We start from the raw sequence: 21228 nt of genomic DNA, 5'->3' as shown, positions 1-21228 counted from the left end.
AATCCTTTCCCCAGCTCGTGTTCTGCAAAAAGACCAACAAGTCCGCCTTGTTGGTCTTTCCTATCTGGCAAATTGTCCGCTTACTTCGCCGCCTCTTTCAAACTGCGGGCCCGCCAAGTCACCCACAGCTGCGAAGCGATGAAAATCGACGACATCCCGCCGATGACCAGGCCGATCAACAGCGCCAGCGAAAAGTTGCGGATCGCCTGCCCGCCCAAGAGCCACAAGGCGCCTGCCGCAAAAATCACCGTCAAAATGGTGTTGATCGAGCGGTTCATCGTCTCCCACAGCGATTGGTTGACCAGATCTTCCAGGTCGCTCTTGGTTTTCACTTTCGCATATTTCATCTTTTCGCGAATCCGGTCAAAAATCACGATCGTATCATGAATGCTATATCCGACGATCGTCAGGACCGCGGCAATAAACGGCAGGTCGATCTCCAGCTGCAGCAACGCGAAGATCGAGACCACCAGCAGCACCACTTGCAGCAGCGAGATGACACCGGAAATCGCGAACCGGTATTCAAACCGGATCGCCATATAGACGATAATCCCGACCGAAGCGGCCAGCAACGCCCAGAACGCTTTCTGCGTCAATTCGCGCGCCACGCTCGGGTCGACCGACACGATTTCCGGGTCGAGTGCGTTCGGGTACTTGCTTTTCAGTGTCTGTTTAATCGTCGCTTCCTGTTCTGGGGTAATCTTTTGCGCCAGCCGGATGACGGCCGTCTCCCCCTGGTTGCCCGCCGACGTCACATGTGCCCCGTGCAGCCCCATCTGGTCAAACAGATTGACCACTTCAGAGCTGGAGAATCCGGGCCCCAGTTGCACCTGCACGCGCGTTCCCGCTTTAAAATCGGTCCCGAGATTCAACCCCATCGTCAACATCGCGACCATGCCGGCAATAGCCAACACGATCGAGACGAGAAAGAACCATTTTCGCTTGCGTACAATATCAAATCGTCTCATTGCGCCTTGCCCTCCTTGGGGGCTCCAAACCACCACGGATTTTTCACCAGATTCGACCGCACGAGCAGCAACAGCATCCAGCGGGACAGGAGCACCGCCGTCAGAAATGACGCCAGTATGGAAATGATGTGGGCGATCGCAAAGCCGCGAACCTGACCGGAGCCGAACCACAACATGATGGCACCCGCGATCAGCGAGGTAGTGTTGGCGTCGATGATCGTCGGCAGCGACCGTTTCTGCCCCATGATCACGGCCGACAGCAGCGTCTTGCCGGCGCGGAATTCGTCTTTCATCCGTTCGTACGCGATGATGTTCACGTCAACCGCCATCCCGACGCCGAGCACCAGCGCCGCAAGTCCCGGCAGCGTGAGCACGATGTCCATTCCCCGGAACACCGCGACCAGCAGATACATGTACATCAGGAGCGCGATGTTGGCGATCAGTCCGGGCAAACGATAGACGACGAGCATGAACACAAAAATCAGAATGAACGCGATGCCCGCCGCGTACAGCGTTTTCTGCAACGCCGCCTGTCCCAGCGTCGCCCCGACGGACATCGACGACAGTTCCTTGATCGGGTAGGGCAGTGCTCCGGCGTTCAGTAGCGTCGCCAGTTCGTTGGCTTCTTTCGGGCTGGCCATTCCGTTAATGACCGCTTTTCCGTCCGAAATGACAGCCTGGATAAAAGGTTTCGAAAGCATTCGGCCATTCAACCAGATTCCCATCTGTTGACCGAGGTACTTGGTCGTCACATCCTGCAATTTTTTCGGATCTGCAAACTCGACCGCCACTTCCGGCCGCCCCGTGTTCGGGTCCTGCTGATAACGCGCATTCGGTTTCAAATCGGCCCCTGTCAGCAGTACGGTCTTGTCGTCCGGCGCACGAAATTCCAGTTTCGCCGGCTCGCCGAGAATCCGCTTCGCTTCCTCCTGGTTCTCGACCCCGGCCAACTGGACGCGGATCCGGTTGGTCCCTTCGATCGTGATGTTCGGCTCCCGTACACCGAGCGCGTTCACCCGATTTTCCAGGGCCCGTTGCGTAGCCAGCACGCCTTCCCGCGTAACCGGTTGGTTGTCCGCGGGCAGCACCTCGTATAACACGTCAAATCCGCCCTGCAGATCGAGTCCCAGCGGGATGCCGTCCCACAACCGCTTGGTGGTCATTCCCGCCAATCCGGCAAACAGTGCCAGCACGATCAGGAGCGTAATCAGTTTACTCCACTTCATAATGGCCTCCTTCAACGACTGCTCAGTCAATAGCTTCAGTATACGGCTTGTCCTTCAACAGTGTCAATTTACCCCTTTGTACGCTTCCAGCATCGCCCAATTCATGTATTTGTTCGCTTTCAATGACAAAATGTCGTTGACGATCTTGTGAAGGGGAGGCATTTCCTTTTTGTATTGGCTGGAAACGCACTTCCAGATGTCCGCTCCCTCCACGTGATAGCCCAACAGCCGAAACTCCTCCGCTTTCGAATGGCACAACTGCTCGATCATGGCAGACAATTCCTTGTCGTCCAAAGGGAATGCCCCCTTTTGAAGTCGCTTGTATCGCTTTTTTCTAATTCGATTTTTTTGAAAAAAATCCTGCCGCTAATTTTGGGACTAACCCTGCACCTGTCCGCATAGGTTTGGTAGAGAGACTCTGGACAGAGGGGACGGCACTATGAGCAAACAATCATTCCTGCATGGGGCGATGGTTCTGGTCCTTGCCAGCGTGATCACCAAAATCATCGGGATGGGGATGCAGATTGTTCTCAACCGGGTGATCGGACCTGAAGGAATTGGGCTGTTCCGCATGGTGTTCCCCATGTTAATGATGATTCTGACCTTGTCAACCGTCGGATTGCCCACCGCAGTGTCAAAAGTGGTGGCGGAAGCGATCGCCGTCGGCGACCGCCGCAAGGTCAAGCGGGTGATGGGGTTTACCACCGTGGTTGTGACTGCATTATCCACTTTGTTGACGATCGCACTGCTCGCATTGGCACCGTGGCTGACTCAGCACGTGCTGACCGATTCCCGCACGTACTACACCGTTTTGGCGATGGCACCGACGATCCTGGTGATCTCCTGGTCATCCATTTTGCGCGGCTATTTTCAGGGCATTCAAAATCAGACCCCGCCTTCCGTCGGCTGGATCCTGGAAACGGTCGTCCGCTGCAGCCTGACGCTCGCCATCGTGTATGCCTGCATGCCCGACCTCGTGAAAGCGTCGGCAGGAGCGATGCTCGGCGTATTGGCCGGTGAATTGACCTATCTGGCGTACATCGCCTTCTGCTACTGGCGAAAATACCGGTGGCAGCGGATCCCGATGCCGCCCATGCCGCCGGGAGCACAACCGGAATCCTATGCGAAAACGATCCGCTCGCTGTTTGAAGTGGCGGTGCCGGTGCTGGTGTCGGGCGTGATCGGCTCGTTTGTCTACTGGCTGGAAACGCTTTTGATCCCGCGCGCTTTGCTTGCATCAGGGCTGCTGAAAGAAGAAGCGACCGCCGCATTCGGCCTGTATTCCGGCTACGCGGTGTCCTTGCTTGTATTGCCGACCGTCTTCACATACGCGTTGGCAACTACCCTGGTCCCTTCCATCTCGGAAGCGGTCGCCCTCCATCAACCGATGCTGGTGCAGAGAAGGCTGTACCAGGCATTTCGCTTCACGGCGATGATCGGGCTGCCATCATCCGTCATTTTCACTCTGTTGGCGACCGAACTGTCGACAGCGATCTACAACACCCCCGACGCCGGACCGATTCTGGCGGTGATGGCGCCGGTCGGCTTTTTCATCTATTTGAAATCGCCCCTGTCCGGCATTTTGCAGGGAATGAACAAGGCGGGGCAGGCGATGGCGTACTCGATTGCCGGTTCGGCGATCAAACTGGCGATCATCTACTGGTTTGCATCGAAACCGGGAGTCGGAATCATGGGGGTCGCCTGGGCGGTCGTCGTATCGAACGTGGTGGTCTGCTGCGCGTACTTCCTGGCAGTAACGCGGCTGATCGGCTTCTACATCGACCTGGTCGACACAATGAAAATCCTGATTTCCACGCTCGTCATGTCGCTGATCATCATCCAGGCAAAAGCGGTCAGCGCCGGCATGAGCGCCAACTACACGGTGATCTTCAGCATCTCGATCGGCATGGCGGTGTATCTGATGCTGTTGTTCCTGTTCCGCGCGCTGTCGCTGCACACGGTGCGGCGAATTCCCTATGTGGGACCGGCGATGGCGAGAGTGTTGCAGTGGATTCCGTTTGTGAAATAGGTACAGTAGCAAGGCTCCCGCAGACGTTCGCGGGAGCCTTGCTCACACCCTGACCAGCCGTGCATTTTTCCACAATCCTGAGATAACAACGACAATCGCGAGCAACAGCGGAATTGCCAGATCGGCGTAGGGAACCAATTGCATGAACCGGTGGGCGAACTCGTCTTCGACGATCAGGCTGCCGCCGGTCCAGGCGATCATCGACGCACCCGCATAGCTGATGACAGGGTACCGGTCGATCCACTGCAGGAGCAGCCGCGATCCCCAGATGATCAGCGGGATGCTGACGAAAAATCCGGTGATTAGCACCCACACATTTCCGTGCGCCGCCCCGGCGATCGCCAGGATGTTGTCGATTCCCATCACCGTGTCGGCAATCAGGATCGTTTTCAGCGCGCTCCAGAAATTTTGGCCAGCGTGTACAGGCCGGTGCCCGTGATTTTGCACGAGCAACCGGTACGCGATCCACACCAGAAGCAGCCCACCCAGCAGTTCCAACAGCGGAATCCGCATCAACTGGATCGCCACGACGGCCAGCGCCGCCCGGACGACAACGGCCCCCATCATTCCCCAAAACACCGTCTTTTTTCGCAGACGGTGCGGCAGCCTCCTGCAAGCCATCGCGATAAAAATCGCGTTGTCCCCGCCGAGCACGATGTCAATCAGAATCACGTTGAAAATCGGCCACACCAGTTCCAATTTTTTCGCTCCCCCTGCCTGTCCGCTCACATCCACTTTCATGTATATGCAAAGGGAACCGTTTGGAGCACTCGCTGTGCCGGGGGTTCGGCAAAGCGGAACTTCGGGCTTCGCATGTCAGTTCTCCCGATCGCTCTGCTCTGCATCCTTTCGGTCAAAGTACATGCGGCCTTTATAATCGATGCTGCAGAAGAAAATATCCTCGATCCGATCGTATCCGTAGTGGCGGATTTCCTCTTCCAGCCACGCCCGGTCAAAGCCGATCGCCTGCAGATTGCGTTCCATTGGCTTGCCGTCGACGATCAGCGCCAGCGGCATGCGAAAGCGGCGGGTGGGCAGCCCGAGATCGCCGCGCGTCACCGGCAACGCTTCCTCTTTCGGAAACACGGACAGTTTGCCTGTGGTCTCGAGAATGGCAAACTCCACATCGCCGACATGCGCGACATTTTTTTCCCGCAGTTGAGTTAACAGATCGCTCATGGAATAGCGGGTTCGGCGCATCTCCGCATCGTCGATTTTTCCGTTGCGAATCAAAAACGCCGGCCGCCCCTCGATCAACTCGCGAAACCGGTGGCTTTTCAGCGAGAGGAAGGAAACCAGGATCTGCAGCGTCACAAGCAGGCTGACAATGTAAAATCCGCGCCAAAACGGCTCTTCCAAATCGAGCGAAACGGCCGCCACTTCCGCGATCATGATCGACACCACCAGATCGAACACCGACAATTTTCCAATTTCCCGCTTGCCCATCACGCGCAGGGCAATCAGCACAAGCACGTAGACGATCATCGTTTTCGCCGCGAGCCGCAGCACATCGGCTACCCCATGTGAAATCCCCCTCACGGCCCATTTCATCCAAGTAGTATGACTCAAGGGACGAGTGTTCATAACGCCTGTTTTGCCTGAATATGAATGAACTAACAAGTCGGAGGAGGAATCGTGATGAAGGGGAAATCGTTCAGTGACATGGCACCGCAGCTCGGCGGCGCACCTGTGCTGCATGGATTGATTTATGCGTACGCCGTGGCGTTCGGCGCGATACTGCTTGCTACCGCGCTGATCACCTGGACAGCCGTTCCGGAAAGCAAATTGCCGGTGATCACATATGCCATCAACCTGGCCGCCGTGGTGATCGGCTCGTTCGTTTCCGCCCGCCGTTCTGGCGAAAAAGGCTGGTACTACGGCGGGCTGACAGGCCTGTTTTATTCGGTGTCGATTACGCTCCTCGGCCTGATCGTCGTGGCAGCATCCTTCACGTTGCATAATGTGATCCAGATTGTCCTGTTGTCGGCAATCGGCGGATTGGGCGGTATTATCGGCGTCAATACCCGGTCGCGGCGTTGACGTCCCGCATCGTTCCACCTGATAAAGACCTGTTGGCTCAGCCAACAGGTCTTCCGGTTACTCGTTCGTGTTCCCATTCGCCGGCTGCGCCGCCGATTGTTTGACGCTGCCGATAGCGGAGCGTTCGAACTTGATGCGCGTGTTCTCCGCCACCCGCAACGTGACGGTGTCATCATCCAGTTCGGTGATCGTACCGTGCATGCCGCCGATCGTTACGACGCGGTCGCCTTTTTTCAACCCGGCGAGCATCGCGTTCCGCTCTTTCGCGCGCTTTTGCTGCGGGCGGATCAACAGGAAATAAAAGATGAGAATCATCAGGAGAAAAGGTAACAGTTGGTAAAGCGTCTGCTGCACGTTATGTATCCTCCTTCGGGCTTGTCCGCCCTATGTGATGTCTTCATACCCGTATTGGGAATAAAATTCCTTCTTGAATTCTAACAAACGATTCTCCTCGATGGCAAGCCGAATCTTTCGCATCAGGTCGACAAGAAAATACAGATTGTGATAGCTCGTCAGGCGCAGCCCGAAGATCTCGTCCGCCTTGATCAGATGCCGGATGTAAGCGCGCGAATAATTGCGGCACGTGTAACAGTCGCAGTTCGGGTCAAGTTTTTCCCAGTCGCGGACGTACGTCGCGTTGCGGATGACAACCTTGCCGATGGAGGTCATGCAGGTTCCGTTACGGGCAATTCGCGTTGGCAACACGCAGTCGAACATATCAATCCCGCGAATCACCCCTTCAAACAGATCATCAGGCGAGCCCACTCCCATCAGATAGCGAGGTTTGTCTTTCGGCAACAGCGGTGTCGTGAACGCGAGCACATCGTACATCAGCGGTTTGGGTTCCCCGACCGACAAACCGCCGACCGCATACCCCGGAAAATCGAGTTCCAGCAGCTCCATCACGCTTTGTTCCCGCAGATCGCGTTCCATCCCGCCCTGCACGATGCCAAACAGTGCCTGGTCGTGCGGCCGCCGGTGCGCCTGCTTGCAACGCTTCGCCCAGCGCGTCGTCCGTTCCAGCGAATCTTTCAGGTATTCCCGTGTCGCGGGATACGGCGGGCACTCGTCAAACGCCATGATGATGTCGGCACCGAGCGCATTTTCCACTTCGATCGCCTTTTCCGGCGACAAAAACAGCTTTTCCCCCGACAGGTGCGACCGGAACTCGACACCTTCCTCCGTAATCTTCCGCAGATCCGACAGGGAAAATACCTGAAACCCGCCGGAATCGGTGAGGATCGCCCGATCCCAGTTCATAAACGAATGCAGCCCGCCCGCTTCCCGGACAATCTCATGGCCGGGCCGCAGAAACAGGTGGTATGTATTCGACAGGATAATCTCTGCCCCGATCTCTTTCAGCTCTTCCGGGCTCATGGCCTTCACCGTCGCCTGCGTGCCGACCGGCATGAACACGGGCGTCTCGATCGTTCCGTGCGGCGTGTGCAGCCGACCCCTGCGGGCTCCCGTCTGCCTGTCGGTCGTCAACAGTTCGTATCGCACAGCCATCTGCTTTCCCCCTTTTTCTGTCAAATGATCAACATCGCGTCCCCAAACGAGAAAAACCGGTACCGCTCCCGCACCGCTTCCCGATACGCGTGCAACACCCGTTCGCGGCCGGCGAGCGCCGACACCAGCATGATCAAAGTCGATTTTGGCAGGTGAAAATTGGTCACCAGCCCGTCGATCAGCTTGAACTGATAACCGGGATAGATGAAAATATCGGTCCAGCCGCTCTCCTCGCGCAACCCGGAAGCAAGCGCCCGCTTATCGATCGCGTCTGCCTGGCAGCCGCTGCGTATCTGCTCGCTTTCCCCAGCATCGCCGCTGCCGTTCAAACCGCTGTCCATCCGTTCTGCCAGCCGGCTGCCGACCGTTTCCAGCGTCCGGCAGGCGGTGGTTCCAACCGCAATCACGCGGCCGTCCCGCTCGCGCGTGTCACGGATCAAATCGGCTGTGGCTTGCGGAAACTCGTAATACTCGGCATGCATCCGGTGGTCTTCCACCCTGTCGGCCGACACCGGCCGGAACGTTCCCAACCCGACATGCAACGTGACAAATCCGATGCGGACCCCTTTGTCACGAATCTGCTGCAGGAATTCTTCCGTAAAATGCAGTCCGGCCGTCGGCGCGGCAGCAGACCCTTTTTTCCGTGAAAAAACGGTCTGGTAGCGCTCCGCGTCGTCCAGCCGCTCGTTGATATAGGGCGGCAGCGGCATTTCGCCCAGCCGTTCCAGCAGCTCAAAAAAGATCCCCTCGTAAAAAAAACGCACGACCCGCCCGCCCTGTTCCGTCGTATCGAGAATTTCTGCCCGCAAGAGCCCCTCGCCAAACTCCACCCGGCTCCCCGGTTTCAGCCGTTTTCCCGGGCGGACCAGCACTTCCCACACATCCGGCTGTTTTTCGTTCAGCAGCAAAAACTCCACCCGGGCGCCCGTATCCGGCTTTACCCCATACAGCCGGGCCGGGATCACCCGGGTATCGTTCAAAATCAGGCAATCGTCCGGCTGCAAATAATCCAGCAAATCGGTAAACATCCGGTGTTCGATCCGGCCCGTTTTCCGGTGCAGCACCAAAAGCCGCGATGCGGTCCGTTCCGGCAGCGGATGTTGGGCGATCAGTTCCTCCGGCAAATCAAAATCAAACTCTTCGACTCGCATGGTCCTCTCCTGCTCCTTCTTCACTGTGATCGGTTGTCGCACGCAAAAAGGCGTGCCGCATAGCGCGATCCGGCAGCTTGCTGCCGCGACGCGACTTGTACCACTTGGGTGCACACGCCCGCAAATCTTGATTTTCGTATTAGTGTTACAATGTTGGCGGACACTTATAACTCTCCCCGCCACAGGAAACACTCTCAAATTCGACAGGCAGGGCCGATCTCCTGCCGGCAATCTGCAAAAACAAAAAAGACAGGAACCGATCCGGGCGGATTTCCTGTCAGTCACTCCTGCCCTCCTTGCTTCTTTCCGTCCAAGTCAAGCAACGAGGGGAACGGGATCACCAGTCTGAAAATGTTTGAGCCGGTCTCTTTGTCCCCTTTTTTGTCCTTGTCCTTTTTCTTGTCGTCCGATTTGTCGTCCGATTTTTTATCGCCTTTCTTGTGTTCATCCTTCTGTTCGCCATCTTTGGATTTCTCTTTTTCCTTGTCCGTTTCCCGATGGATGATACGCGGCAGCTGCGGTTTGGGCAACAGGTGATTCCCTTGCGAGCCTTTTCCGCTCGCCGGATTCGGATTCGCGGCGTCGCCCGGCTGACGGGTGGCAGCCTTCGCTTTTTGTTCCTGTTCTTTCAATAGTTCTTCCAGCATTTTGTCTCCAGTCATGTTGCGGACCAGTTCCTCGATGCCGGCGCCGTGCTTGACGGCAACGGACGACACCGATTCCTGCTTCAAATCATCCAGGCTGATCTCCAGTCCGCTCGCCTTTGCTTGCAAATACACGGCGTATTTTCCAGGAGACAAGCCGAGCGCTTTCGCTTCTTCCCGCACGCTGTCGGATACCAGCACCCCGCCCACACGTGCAGCCATTCCTTTTTGCTTTAATGTTTCCCGCACGGATGAGATGACTGTTTGCTCCAATCCCGCAATGTCGAATTGGACCGTGCCTGCGTTCGATGCGGTAACCAGGATTTCCCCGTCCGGTTTGACAAACCCCTGTTTTGCCGCTTCTGCCGCGAGTTCGTTGACGGCTGTTTCAATTGGTTTTCCTTTCAATCTGAGATGCGCGATAAGCTTTTCCGCGTCAGCGTTGAGAGGGGTCGCTTGTACCACTTCCTTCTCTTTATCAACCGCCAATTCAAAACTAGGGTTGATATCGATCGCCACGTAAGCAAACACCTGTTCGGTTCGAAGCCAGGACATTGATTGCCAAATGCCGATCGTCAAGGCAAGGGAAGCGGCAAGCAGGCCGATTTTTCGCCAGGCGACAGACAGTTTGGCAGGTAGGTTCGGGTATTCGACCTCTTGTCCGATCTGCATCCCGTCCTGCAACGGGATCCGAAGAAACTGCCGGTCGGGCGTCAAGATTATCGCATGGGAGCCAGTAAGTTTCATGATTACCCCTTTTTGTTTTTGCATGACTGCCCACCTTCTCATCCTTGAATATAATCCTGGAGCATCTCAAATTCCCCAATTAAAATCAGTGAGATTGCGATAATGTATTTGCGTTGCCGTTCGACCGTTTTTCGGCTGACGGAAATGCGCGAACTCAACAGCTTCAGTGGCAGCGATTTCTTCTCCAACAAATAGTCCCGCAGTTCCCCGTCATTCGCGATGATACGGGCCACCTCCATCGCATTCTGGCGGGCGTCCGCATGTTTCGGCGAAAGCTCGACCAGTTCTTCCAGACTGATGTCAAATTCAGCCAACCATTCGGTGAACCGGAGGATCTCCTCCTGCCGACTCTCCGTCTCCATCTGCTGCAAATGCAGATCGATCGATTTCTGGACTTCCACGTAATTGACGACATGGTCTTCCTCGTCATCCATATCGAAATCGCTGAACGGAATATCCTTCGTCCGGGTGGCCTGGGAACGGTAAAAATCGATCAGGCGCCGTTTGATCACCGTATCGGCAAAACTCAGGAAATTGCCTCGTTCTTGGTTGTACCGGTCGATCGCCTCATTAAAAGCAGAAAGCGCAATGCTGAACTCATCGTCCACCCCCGGCTCAATGTACCGGCCGGTGGCCTGGGATGCGCTTTTGGCTATAAACGGAATGTAATTTTCCAATAGGCGGTTTCGGACGTCAGAGTCGCCTTGCCGGGCCTGTTCGACCCATTCGTTCACGTCGGCGTACTCTTCCGTTTTCTTGCGACGGAACGGTAAGATCGACACCCATTCCACCTCGCTTGCTATAAATTTCGAGGCCGGCCAGTTTTTTGTGGGGGGCAGCGTTTTATTTGCGAAAGTAGTTCCATAAGAACATTGCCAAGGTCAATGCCAGGCTGATCAGGATGCTTGTCGTGATAGGAAAATAGAAGGAAAAATTCTCCTTTTTGATCACGATGTCGCCCGGCAGCCTTCCCAGGTGGCCCAACCAGCGGCCTCCGATTTGCCAGATGAAAGCGAGAACAAGAAACGCAACTCCAATCCACAAGAAAACCTTAGTTACCGGATTCATTCGGAGCAGTCCTCCCAAAATGAGCATACGCGTTACGGGTTACCATACGGCCCCGCGGAGTCCGCTGCAAAAATCCGATTTGCAGCAGATAGGGCTCGTAGACATCCTCAATCGTATCCGGTTCCTCTCCGATCGTCGCCGCGATCGTGTCCAGTCCGACAGGGCCTCCGTCAAATTTGTCGATGATCGCCAACAGCAGTTTATGGTCGACCTGATCCAGCCCCAGGCGATCGACCTGAATCTGCTGCAGGGCATCGGCCGCAATCGCTGGTGTGATGATACCGTCTCCCCGCACTTGCGCGAAATCGCGCACCCGTTTCAACAGGCGGTTGGCCACCCGTGGGGTGCCGCGCGATCGGCTGGCGATTTCCGCCGCCGCCTCCGGCAAAATTTTGACTTGCAAAATATCGGCCGCCCGCAGCACAATCCGGCAAAGATCCTCGGTCGTGTAATAATCGAGGTGGCTGACGACGCCAAACCGGTCGCGCAGCGGAGACGACAAAAGCCCTGCCCGGGTGGTCGCCCCGACCAGCGTGAACGGCGGCAAATCGAGCCGCACGGAACGGGCGCTCGGCCCTTTTCCGATGATAATGTCCAGCGCAAAATCTTCCATTGCCGGGTACAACACTTCCTCCACCGCCCGGTTCAGCCGGTGAATCTCATCGATGAACAGCACATCGCCGTGCTGCAGATTGGTCAGTAGGGCGGCCAGATCGCCGGGACGCTCAATCGCCGGCCCGGACGTGATGCGAATGTTGACGCCGAGCTCATTCGCAATGATATAGGACAGCGTGGTCTTGCCGAGTCCCGGCGGACCGTACAGCAGCACGTGATCGAGCGCTTCCTTGCGCATTTTTGCAGCTTGAATGAACACCCGCAGATTCTCTTTCACGCGGTTCTGCCCGATATATTCTTGCAAATAGCGAGGGCGGAGCGACTCCAAAGCTCCGTCCTCCCCCATATAATGTGCGGCTATCACCCGTTCTTCCATGACCTCGCTCCTAACAATCACCCACGAAAGTGACGATGGTCTTCGCTGTTGTGCCCCGAAACCGATTGTCTGGCGCGGGGCCAATCTATTTTCTTGCGAGCAGTTGCAAGGCTTGCTTAATCAGCGATTCCAACGGAATACCGTCCTCTATCTCTTTCGCAAGCGCCCGTACGACTCCGCGCGCCTCTTTTTCATTATAGCCGAGGGCCAGCAAGGCATCAAACAGTTCGCTGTCGCCTCGCGCGAAACCAGCTTGCGCATGCTCGGAAATCCCGTCAAATCCCGGCAGGCGCAGATCGTCCAGTTTGTCCTTCAGTTCCAGAATCATCCGCTGCGCCGTTTTCTGGCCGATGCCCGGCAATTTTTTCAGAAAATCAATCCGTTCCTCCTGAATCGCCGCCACGACATCGGCGATCGGCGCCGATCCGACGACCGCCAGCGCCCCTTTCGGCCCGATTCCCGACACGTTCAGCAGGCGGACGAAGAGATCCCGTTCCTGTCTGGTTTTAAACCCGAACAGCACGATGCCGTCTTCCCGCACATGCTGATGGGTGTGCAGACGCTCCCGGGAACCCGCCTGCATCGAATAGGCGGTTGTGCCTGACACGAACACCCGGTAGCCGATTCCGTTCACATTCAACACGACCTGATCGATCGCTACTTCTTCCACAATGCCTTCGACAAATGCGATCACGGAAAACTCTTCCTCTCCACTTGCGCCCGAAACGGAGCGATATGGGCATGCGTGATGGCGACCGCCAACGCGTCAGCCACATCGTCCGGCTTCGGCGGGTCCGGCAGCCCCAGGAAGATGCGGACCATCTCCTGGATTTGTTGTTTGTCCGCCTTGCCATAACCGGTGAGCGACTGTTTCACTTCAGCCGGCTTGTACTCGGCCACCTGCAAACCGGTTTTCGCCGCCGCCAGCAGCGCAACACCCCGTGCCTGGCTAACGCCGATGCCAGTTGTCACATTTTTGCTGAAAAACAGTTCTTCCACCGCCAGCGCAGCCGGCTGCCGGCGGCCGATGATTTCCAGCAGCGAGTCGTGGATTTGCAGCAACCGTTGTTCCAGCGGCAGTTGTTTGTTCGTCTCAATCAGCCCAAATTCCAGCGGTCGTATTCGATTGCCTGACAGTTCGATGACCCCGTAACCCGTCCGGCCGTAGCCGGGGTCAATCCCCAAAATGCGCATGGACCCCGCACACCCTCCCCTATCTATTCGCCATACGCTGCCGATTACCTACCTGCCCGCCGCCGGCCAGCTGCAAGCACACCCCGGTCTCCCACCAGGCTCACGCCACATCCTTGGACATGTCCGCCGCCCCCTGACCGCAAGCAATACGTTATCGCAAACACTCTTGCAGCCGTTTGATGATTTCCTCCCGGTTGAGCCGTTTGCCGATCAGCACCAGCTTGTTCTGCCGGGGCTCCGTTCCCCAATCGCCGCCCGCCACCGCCTGGCTGCGGTCGCCCACCAGGTGGAAGATCAATTTTTCGTCATAGCCGTCGATCCAAAGGATCCCTTTCCCGCGAAAAATCCCTTCCGGCAGGTTGCCCATGAACCCCCCCAGCTTGTCGTAGTCAAACGGACGATCCGACGCAAACGATACAGAGGAAATCTCGTCGTCATGCAAATGGCTGGCATGCTCATGCTCCTCGCCGGCCGCGCAAGCCGGGCAATCATCGAGCAGCGGCAGCTCCGGTTTCTTCGGGTCGGCCGCAAACAAACGCTCCAGTTGGAACATCCCAACGTCGAGCAGCAGCCTGAGATCGACTTTCGCATGAGCCGTTTGCAAAATCCGGGCGGACGGGTTCAGATCGCGGATTTCCTCCTGGATCTCGGCGATTTTTTCCGGTGTGACCAGATCCGTTTTGTTCAGCAGCAAAATGTCGCCGGCCAGGATCTGATCGACAGCCGTGCCGCTCAACTGCAGATTTTCGGAAAATCGGCTCGCATCGACCACCGTCACAATGCCGTCCAACCGGACCTGCTCACACAGTTCATCCAGCAAAAACGTCTGCGCCACCGGCCGCGGATCGGCCAGGCCAGTGGTCTCGACCAGCAGATATTCGGGCCGGTCCGGTCGCTGCAGGATTTTCCCGATCTCCTGCTGCAAATCCTCCCGCACCGTACAACAGATACAGCCGTTTGCCAGTTCCACGACTTCCTCATCGGTGCCGACGACCAGGTGGTGATCGATCGGGATTTCACCGAATTCGTTGACGATTACCGCCACCCTCAGCCCGTGATTTTCCTGCAAAATATAGTTCAACAACGTGGTTTTTCCGCTGCCCAGCGCCCCTGTCAAAATGGTCGCCGGAATCCGCTCGTCGACTGGATTCATCGATATCCCCCCAAAACCGGTTGTATCCTCTGCAACAGTATACCATGAGACATGGAAAAACCCTTCAAGTTTGTCTCGCCTTGGCACAAACTTGAAGGGTAGCACGATCACGCACTTTTGCGTCTTCCTCTTCTTGGAATCCTTGCGGATTTCGCGGCACACTTCAAAGCCGTCCATGTTCCCCAGCCGGGTGATGCCTTTCCTACTCGATCCTCTCCAACTCTTCCTCGGAGATTTCGAAGTTGGCGTACACCGCTTGCACATCGTCATGCTCCTCCAACGCTTCATAGAGTTGGAGCATTTTCTTCGCGTCCTCGCCGTGCAGTTCGACTGTATTTTGCGGCACAAATGTGACGGTCGCCTCCTCGAATTTGACTCCCTGACCGGCGAGCGCCTCCTGCACCTGCGCGAAATCTTCCGGCGACGTGGTGATTTCGTACCACTCCTCCTCCGAGGAAAAATCGGCCGCACCCGCTTCCAGCGCCAGCATCATCAGATCATCCTCGGAAAACGGGCAGCCTTCCTTCGCGACAGTCAGCACGCCTTTGCGTTCAAACATCCAGCTGACACAGCCGGTCTCGCCCAAGTTGCCGCCCCGCTTGGAAAAAATGTGGCGGATCTCGGCGGCTGTCCGGTTGCGGTTATCGGATAACAGTTCCAGCATCACCGCGACACCGCCCGGACCGTACCCTTCATAGACGAGTTCCTCATAGGTAACGCCCGGAATGTTGCCGAGCGCCTTGTCGATTGTCCGCTGGATGTTATCGGACGGCATATTGGCTTCCCGCGCTTTTTCGATCGCCATACGCAGCCGGAAGTTGGTGTCGGGGTTGCCGCCGCCCGCCCGCGCCGCGTTGAAAATCTCCCGCGACAGTTTGGTGAACAGCTTGCCGCGAATGGCATCCTGCTTGCCTTTTCTATGTTGAATGTTTTTCCATTTGGAATGTCCTGCCATTCTGATAACACCTCACAGATCAAAGTCCCCTTTTCCAAGTCTAGCACAGCCGTCAAAAAACGGTCAAAGCCCTGCCGCCAGCAAGATTTCCCACCACAGCCAGCCGTTTCGCCGATCCCGTATGACAGAAAAAATGGGGCTCCCTTCAGCGAAGAGATCCCCTTTTTCGTCACTTCACAAACAATGCGTTCATTTCCTTCGGTGCCGACGGCGGCAGTTCCCGCTTATGCTGGCTGCGGGCCTCCATTTCCTGGATCCGTTTTTTGACGTCCGCCGGGATCTCAAATCCAGCGATGTAATCGTCGATGTCATCGTAGCGGAGACCCATTTCCGCTTCATCCGTTTGACCGACGTACAGCCCCGCCGACGGCGGCTTTGTAATCACCGCCTCCGGGATGTTCAGGTAGCGGGCCAATTCCCGCACCTGCCGCTTCAACAGCGAGCTGATCGGCAGGATGTCGACTCCGCCGTCTCCATATTTGGTAAAATAGCCGGTGACCGTTTCCGCCGCATTGTCGGTTCCCACCACCAGGTAACCGCGTTCCTGCGCCGCCAGGTACAAACTCGACATCCGCAGCCGCGCTTTCAGGTTGCCGCCGACCAGCGGATGCGGCGATTCCCCCACCAGGCCGCTCAATTGTGCCGTTTTCATCATCAGATTGAAGGTTTCCGACAGGTCGATCACTTTATAGTCGAGCCCGATCGCTCTGCACACCATTTCGGCGTACTCCCGGTCTTCCGGAATGCTGTTGCAAGGCATGATCAAGCCGAGCGACCGGTCCGGGAACGCCTTCTTGCAGAGGGCGGACACAACCGCGCTGTCGATCCCGCCCGACACTCCTACGACGACGCCGTTCGCTTTCGCTTCCTCAATCTTGTGGCGAATCCACCACACCAGATTGTCGATCGTGTAATACGCCACCCCGGCTCGGACATCGTCGACCGGTTCGGTCTGCTCCCGTGGAATCGGGATTTTCCCTTTCAAAAAATGGGCCCCCGACAATCTGCAAAGCAGGCTGCCGTCGGTTTCGCCCTGCACGAGTCCGTAGCTGGGGCTGAACTGACCGGCGATTACCTTGACCACTTTTTTTCCGTCCATTGCTAGCCGCCCCTTCTATCGATTTCTTTCTTCAAAACTCCTGACGACAAAAGACAGAGGATCTTTTTCAGTATAACGCGGTTCAGCGGAAAAACAAAGAGAGGGTGAGGCGTTCCAAGCAAATTCTCCCCCTTCAAGCGAATGCACCCCCTGGAACAGACCGGCATCAAGGGTGGTTCCCAATGCCTGTTCCAAGGGGTGCACATCCGATCCTGTCGCGCGGGTTCGCTGTTTCGCGCCGTTATTCGCCAGGCTTCTCCGGTTCCCGCTGCTGCGGCATCGCCGGGAACGATTTGTGCCAATCCTGTGCGGATTCCGTTTCGCGCGGGACTGCGGCAGGCGGCGGGTACATCGCAGGCGGCATCACGGGCGGACGAGGCACTGCACCTGGCGTCGGCGCGACCGCTGGCCCTGCCACATACGGAGCGGGAAATGTGGGCACCATGTGCGGTCCCGGATAAGGATACCCCGGATAGGGATAAAGATTGCCAAACTCATCCATCAGGAACGGGTGAGTTCCCGGCGGACACAGACTGTACACCGGCAGCGGACAGGGAATCGGATGCACAGGTTTGGGCAGGACAGGTTTCGTAACAACCGGTTTCGCTTTTGGTGGTTTCACTTCCACTTTGACAGGCGGCTGGATCACGTAATACGGATGATAATCGAGCATGATCGGATGATACTCAAGCGTCATCGGATGATAATCGAGCATCATCACATCTACGTCCTGATGATGGTAATGATGCACCGGTGCAGGCATTGGCGGCAGCACAGGCTTTGGAGCTGTCACGACCTCTTTTGGCGCCGTCACCATCGGTTTCGGCATCATCAGTTTCTCCTTCGGGTGCATCGGTACGCTCTCCGGGGGGATCGGCATCCCAGGACCCGTTGCGTGCATATCCGGAATGTTGATCACTTGCCCCGGCATGATCAAGTCCGGGTTGGCGATTTGCGGATTGGCCGCGATGATGCTGGCGAGCGAATGCCCCGTTTTTTTGGCGATCTTCCACAAGGTGTCACCGCTCTGCACAACATATTGATGCATTTTCATCCCCTCCGACATTGAAAATGGGTTGAACGGCGTCTCCCGTACCTCTGACAGCACGCCCGCATCGGCTTTAACCTCTGCTGAGGGCGGCGGTTCGGCCGGGTTTTCCGTCTCTGTCGGCACGTGAACGGTCATCCCCGGATCGATTTTGTCAGGATCGGTGATTTGCGGATTGGCTGCGATTACGGACGCAAGGGGCACTCCGTGCGCCTTGGCGATTTTCCATAACGTGTCGCCCGGTTGAACCACGTGAGTCTTCAAGCCATCGTCCTCCCCTGGGTCGAATATCACTTGCAGTATATGCGCCCTGCAGGCATTTGCCATGAATTCGGTAAAAATAGGCACCTATCCAAAACACGGCAAGCCCCGCCGAGTGGGAAGCAGGAATTATGACCAGTCAGTCGAAATAGATAATGGTTTCAGAAAATTGACGGTAATGGGGGGCGCTTATGAAGCGGTTATTCAAATGGAGCGCTATCGTACTCGTTGCGCTGCTGGTAATCGGGCTTGCCGGCGGCGGCTGGTTTGTCAGGCGCAGCATCCCGGTCATGCAGGGCATCTCCGAACCGACCGGCGTTCGCCAGGCAGTGAAAATCTACCGTGACGAGTGGGGCATTCCCCACATCTATGCGAAATCGCTGGAAGACGCATTTTTCGCGCAAGGCTACGCGCAGGCGCAAGATCGCCTGTTCGAAATGGATCTGTCGCGGCGAGCGGTGCAGGGCAAACTGTCGGAAATCCTCGGTGAAAAACTGCTCGATGCGGACAAATTTTTCCTGGCGGTCGGTTTCTACCGCGCCGGGCAGGGGAGCGAACAGGCACTGACCCCGGAATTTCGCAACTATTTGCAACGGTATGCGGACGGAGTGAACGCGTTTGTGGCGCAAAACCGCAGCAAGCTGCCGCCTGAGTTCACCCTCCTCGGCTATGAACCAGAGCCGTGGACGCCAACCGATTCGCTGGCGATCGGCAAATACATGTCGTGGGTGCTCGGCGGCAACATGGAAACGGAACTGCTGCTGATGGCGGCGGTTGACAAACTGGGAGAGGCCAAAGCGAAAGAGATTTTCCCGAGCGATCCGAAAGACGGCGCCACCATCATGCAGGAAGCGTGGCGCAAAGCGGGCGGCACCGCGCAGGCGGCCGAGCAGCTCCTCGCGCTGATCGGCCAGACCGGACGCAAACAGGCGGGCATCCCAGGTGTTGGCGTGGGCAGCAACAACTGGGTGGTCGGCGGTTCAATGACAAAATCCGGCCTGCCGATCCTGGCGAACGACATGCACCTCGAAATCAAGGCCCCCTCCATCTGGTACCAGAACCATTTGCATGTGCCGGGGGAACTGAATGTGACCGGAGTGATTTTTCCGGGTGTGCCGGGCGTGGTGGTCGGCCACAACGATTCGGTCGCCTGGGGAGTCACCAACGTCAATCCGGACGTGCAGGATCTGTACATTGAGAAGCGAAATCCGAACAATCCCCGCCAGTTTGAGTTTCAGGAAAAATGGGAAAATGCCCAGGTATTTTCCTATGACATTCCGGTCAAGGGAAAAGCGCCCGTTCCGTTTGAAGTGCTGGTCACCCGGCATGGTCCGGTCATCTCCGACGTGTTCAAACAGTCGGCGCCGCTGGCCCTCAAGTGGACCAACCATCTGCCGACGACCGAACTGCAGGCGATCATCGGGTTCGACCGGGCAAAAAATTGGCAGGAGTTCAAACAGGCGCTCGACCAGTTCAAAGTGCCGGCCCAAAATTTCGTGTTCGCCGACAAGCAGGGAACGATCGCCTACCGCGCCAACGGGCTGATCCCGATCCGCGCCAAAGGCGACGGACTGCTGCCAGTTCCCGGGTGGACGGGCGAATACGAATGGATCGGCTATATTCCGTATGACCAGTTGCCGACCGTCGTCAACCCGAAACAGGGATTTATTGTGACGGCTAACAACAAGGTGATCGACGACCAGTACCCGTATTTTCTGACGCATGAGTGGGCCCCGCCGTATCGGGCGCAGTCGATTTTCGAGTCGCTGAACGGAAAAAAGGATCTCACCCTGCAGGATGTGGTGTCGATCCAGAACAATTGGAACAATCTGCAGGCCCGCAAACTGGCTCCCATCTTAAAAGAAGCGCTCGGCCAGCAGAATGGGTCGGGAGAAACAGAGCGGGCGAAAGCGCTGCTCCTCAAATGGCTGGACGGCAACCCGCAGGACAATCCGAACGAGCCGGGGCCCACCATTTACCACACTCTTTATTTGAAAATGTTGAAAAACACGTTTGCAGACGAGCTGGGCGAGCAGCTGTACAACGATTTTCTTTCGCACGGCAACGCCGTCAATACGATGGACCGCTTCCTGTTGGAAGGGTCCTCCTGGTTCGACGATGTGACCACTCCAAAACAGGAGGACCGGACCGCCATCATCCTGAAGTCGTTTGACGACGCGGTTGCCGATCTGGGCAAGCGGCTGGGGAAGGACCCGGATGGCTGGACATGGGGCAAACTGCATACGATCACGTTCGATCATCCGCTGGGCGTGCAGGCGGGGCTCAACCTGATTCTCAACAAAGGGCCGTTTGGCATGGGCGGCAGTTCGGTGACGGTCGGGGCAGCCTCCTATCCGCTGAAACATCCGTACGAGGTCACATCCTCCGCCCCGTGGCGGTACGGAGTCGATCTGGCCAATCTGAACCAGGCGGTCGACATCCTGTTTGGCGGCAGTTCCGGCCACCCGTTCAGCCAACATTATGACGACCAGATCGACAAGTGGCTGCAGGGCCAGTACAAAACGATGTGGTTTAGCGACGAGGATGTGCAGCGGGCAGCCGGCGACCGCGTGCTGGTGTTGCGACCGTAAAAAGCCTTAAAAATGAGGGAGTACACAGATTGCACATCTCACTGTGTACTCCCGAACAGTTTTATATCGTAGCTTTCCAACCGATCTTTGAATTCCTGGGGCAACAGGAAGACCCTTGTTGTCATAAAACAGATAATATTGGTTGTTTCGCTCAAACAAAAACATTTCGGCCCGTGTTTGCTTCTTGTTATGCTCTAACATCGCTGGCGAAGTGGACAGAACAATCTTATACGGGAAATTTTCAACTTTTGGCTCCTGAACTTGCTGGGCTTTCGCCATGAGTAAGCCCAATTTTTTTGTCTCTTCCTCCCCAAATGATTTCAGCTTTTCAGAGAGAAGTTATCTCCCCTATGAAAAGTCTCTATAATAATTTAGCAATAATAATTGTGACACCACCATACATTTGAGGTCAAGTCCGGATTTTTGTGTAAATTCTTTTTGGGTTGGAGTTTCTCTGTCCATGGCTTTGCCCAGGCTGAATTGAACCGCATCAGGAGAGATTCGTCAAGGAGAGCACTTGACCAACCTCTCCTGATGCGGTATGTCGTTTGCTA

At 56.4% G+C, this 21228-nt stretch carries 22 protein-coding genes; 3 read left to right on the top strand and 19 right to left on the bottom strand.

Going from position 1 to position 21228, the window contains the following annotated elements; translation table 11 throughout:
- Nucleotides 1–80: 80 nt before the first annotated feature.
- The 3 genes from secF to C230_RS0104440 all read right to left on the bottom strand — a co-directional run bounded on the left by secF (nucleotide 81) and on the right by C230_RS0104440 (nucleotide 2488).
- Nucleotides 81–968 carry a protein translocase subunit SecF gene (gene secF / locus C230_RS0104450; RefSeq protein ID WP_018130837.1) on the bottom strand — a complete coding sequence of 296 codons (888 nt, stop codon included), beginning with the start codon at nucleotides 966–968 and terminating at the stop codon, nucleotides 81–83.
- Entirely contained in the window at nucleotides 965–2194 is a 1230-nt protein-coding gene (gene secD, locus C230_RS0104445) for a protein translocase subunit SecD (protein ID WP_018130836.1), read from the bottom strand. The genes secF and secD overlap by 4 nt, the downstream gene beginning before the upstream one ends.
- Before the next feature lie 63 nt (nucleotides 2195–2257).
- The gene (locus tag C230_RS0104440) at nucleotides 2258–2488 is read right to left on the bottom strand and encodes a post-transcriptional regulator (protein WP_018130835.1); all 231 of its coding nucleotides are present in this window, start codon (nucleotides 2486–2488) and stop codon (nucleotides 2258–2260) included.
- A 145-nt stretch (nucleotides 2489–2633) separates the two neighbouring features.
- On the opposite strand from C230_RS0104440, the gene spoVB reads away from it, so the two are divergent.
- Nucleotides 2634–4223, top strand: a complete 1590-nt coding sequence (spoVB, locus tag C230_RS19435) for a stage V sporulation protein B (protein WP_018130834.1) — start codon at nucleotides 2634–2636, stop codon at nucleotides 4221–4223.
- A 42-nt stretch (nucleotides 4224–4265) separates the two neighbouring features.
- Here the strand turns inward: spoVB and C230_RS0104430 are convergent, their stop codons facing one another.
- Both C230_RS0104430 and C230_RS19430 read right to left on the bottom strand, forming a co-directional pair.
- Entirely contained in the window at nucleotides 4266–4913 is a 648-nt protein-coding gene (locus tag C230_RS0104430) for a TerC family protein (RefSeq protein WP_245533967.1), read from the bottom strand.
- A gap of 126 nt (nucleotides 4914–5039) precedes the next feature.
- Nucleotides 5040–5762, bottom strand: coding sequence for a DUF421 domain-containing protein (locus C230_RS19430; protein WP_245533966.1), 723 nt, complete (start codon nucleotides 5760–5762; stop codon nucleotides 5040–5042).
- Between the two features lie 99 nt (nucleotides 5763–5861).
- On the opposite strand from C230_RS19430, the gene C230_RS19425 reads away from it, so the two are divergent.
- A complete protein-coding gene (locus tag C230_RS19425; protein ID WP_018130831.1) occupies nucleotides 5862–6263 on the top strand; it encodes a TIGR04086 family membrane protein in 402 nt (133 codons plus the stop codon).
- A gap of 57 nt (nucleotides 6264–6320) precedes the next feature.
- Here the strand turns inward: C230_RS19425 and yajC are convergent, their stop codons facing one another.
- The 14 genes from yajC to C230_RS0104350 form a co-directional block, all read right to left on the bottom strand.
- Nucleotides 6321–6617 carry a preprotein translocase subunit YajC gene (yajC, locus tag C230_RS0104415; protein ID WP_018130830.1) on the bottom strand — a complete coding sequence of 99 codons (297 nt, stop codon included), beginning with the start codon at nucleotides 6615–6617 and terminating at the stop codon, nucleotides 6321–6323.
- 30 nt (nucleotides 6618–6647) lie between these two features.
- Entirely contained in the window at nucleotides 6648–7772 is a 1125-nt protein-coding gene (tgt, locus tag C230_RS0104410; RefSeq protein WP_018130829.1) for a tRNA guanosine(34) transglycosylase Tgt, read from the bottom strand.
- Nucleotides 7773–7792: 20 nt separating this feature from the next.
- The gene (gene queA / locus C230_RS0104405) at nucleotides 7793–8923 is read right to left on the bottom strand and encodes a tRNA preQ1(34) S-adenosylmethionine ribosyltransferase-isomerase QueA (RefSeq protein WP_018130828.1); all 1131 of its coding nucleotides are present in this window, start codon (nucleotides 8921–8923) and stop codon (nucleotides 7793–7795) included.
- Between the two features lie 281 nt (nucleotides 8924–9204).
- The gene (locus C230_RS0104400) at nucleotides 9205–10338 is read right to left on the bottom strand and encodes an anti-sigma factor domain-containing protein (protein ID WP_018130827.1); all 1134 of its coding nucleotides are present in this window, start codon (nucleotides 10336–10338) and stop codon (nucleotides 9205–9207) included.
- Nucleotides 10339–10352: 14 nt separating this feature from the next.
- A complete protein-coding gene (gene sigI, locus C230_RS0104395; RefSeq protein ID WP_018130826.1) occupies nucleotides 10353–11096 on the bottom strand; it encodes an RNA polymerase sigma factor SigI in 744 nt (247 codons plus the stop codon).
- Between the two features lie 61 nt (nucleotides 11097–11157).
- Nucleotides 11158–11382, bottom strand: coding sequence for a DUF2905 domain-containing protein (locus tag C230_RS0104390; RefSeq protein WP_018130825.1), 225 nt, complete (start codon nucleotides 11380–11382; stop codon nucleotides 11158–11160).
- Nucleotides 11366–12373, bottom strand: a complete 1008-nt coding sequence (gene ruvB / locus C230_RS0104385) for a Holliday junction branch migration DNA helicase RuvB (protein WP_018130824.1) — start codon at nucleotides 12371–12373, stop codon at nucleotides 11366–11368. Before ruvB ends, C230_RS0104390 begins: the two co-directional genes overlap by 17 nt.
- A gap of 85 nt (nucleotides 12374–12458) precedes the next feature.
- The gene (gene ruvA, locus C230_RS0104380; protein ID WP_018130823.1) at nucleotides 12459–13067 is read right to left on the bottom strand and encodes a Holliday junction branch migration protein RuvA; all 609 of its coding nucleotides are present in this window, start codon (nucleotides 13065–13067) and stop codon (nucleotides 12459–12461) included.
- The gene (ruvC, locus tag C230_RS0104375) at nucleotides 13064–13567 is read right to left on the bottom strand and encodes a crossover junction endodeoxyribonuclease RuvC (RefSeq protein ID WP_018130822.1); all 504 of its coding nucleotides are present in this window, start codon (nucleotides 13565–13567) and stop codon (nucleotides 13064–13066) included. Before ruvC ends, ruvA begins: the two co-directional genes overlap by 4 nt.
- A gap of 151 nt (nucleotides 13568–13718) precedes the next feature.
- Nucleotides 13719–14720: a CobW family GTP-binding protein gene (locus C230_RS0104370; protein WP_018130821.1), complete on the bottom strand. Its 1002-nt coding sequence runs from the start codon at nucleotides 14718–14720 to the stop codon at nucleotides 13719–13721.
- 202 nt (nucleotides 14721–14922) lie between these two features.
- Entirely contained in the window at nucleotides 14923–15675 is a 753-nt protein-coding gene (locus C230_RS0104365; protein ID WP_018130820.1) for a YebC/PmpR family DNA-binding transcriptional regulator, read from the bottom strand.
- Nucleotides 15676–15844: 169 nt separating this feature from the next.
- The gene (gene nadE / locus C230_RS0104360) at nucleotides 15845–16774 is read right to left on the bottom strand and encodes an NAD(+) synthase (RefSeq protein ID WP_018130819.1); all 930 of its coding nucleotides are present in this window, start codon (nucleotides 16772–16774) and stop codon (nucleotides 15845–15847) included.
- A 15-nt stretch (nucleotides 16775–16789) separates the two neighbouring features.
- Nucleotides 16790–16969 carry a hypothetical protein gene (locus tag C230_RS22360; protein WP_156807342.1) on the bottom strand — a complete coding sequence of 60 codons (180 nt, stop codon included), beginning with the start codon at nucleotides 16967–16969 and terminating at the stop codon, nucleotides 16790–16792.
- Between the two features lie 46 nt (nucleotides 16970–17015).
- Complete coding sequence (locus C230_RS0104350; protein ID WP_018130817.1) at nucleotides 17016–18086, bottom strand: LysM peptidoglycan-binding domain-containing protein; 1071 nt, start codon at nucleotides 18084–18086, stop codon at nucleotides 17016–17018.
- A gap of 188 nt (nucleotides 18087–18274) precedes the next feature.
- Between C230_RS0104350 and C230_RS0104345 the strand changes: the two genes are divergently transcribed.
- On the top strand, nucleotides 18275–20674 hold the full coding sequence (locus tag C230_RS0104345; RefSeq protein ID WP_018130816.1) for a penicillin acylase family protein: 2400 nt from the start codon (nucleotides 18275–18277) through the stop codon (nucleotides 20672–20674).
- The last annotated feature ends 554 nt before the right edge of the window (nucleotides 20675–21228 follow it).

It is taken from the genome of Effusibacillus pohliae DSM 22757 (genome assembly GCF_000376225.1).
GTDB classification, from domain to species: domain Bacteria; phylum Bacillota; class Bacilli; order Tumebacillales; family Effusibacillaceae; genus Effusibacillus; species Effusibacillus pohliae.
The sequence above is the reverse complement of the archived record's forward strand: the minus strand, read 5'-3'. Positions and strand labels throughout refer to the sequence as shown.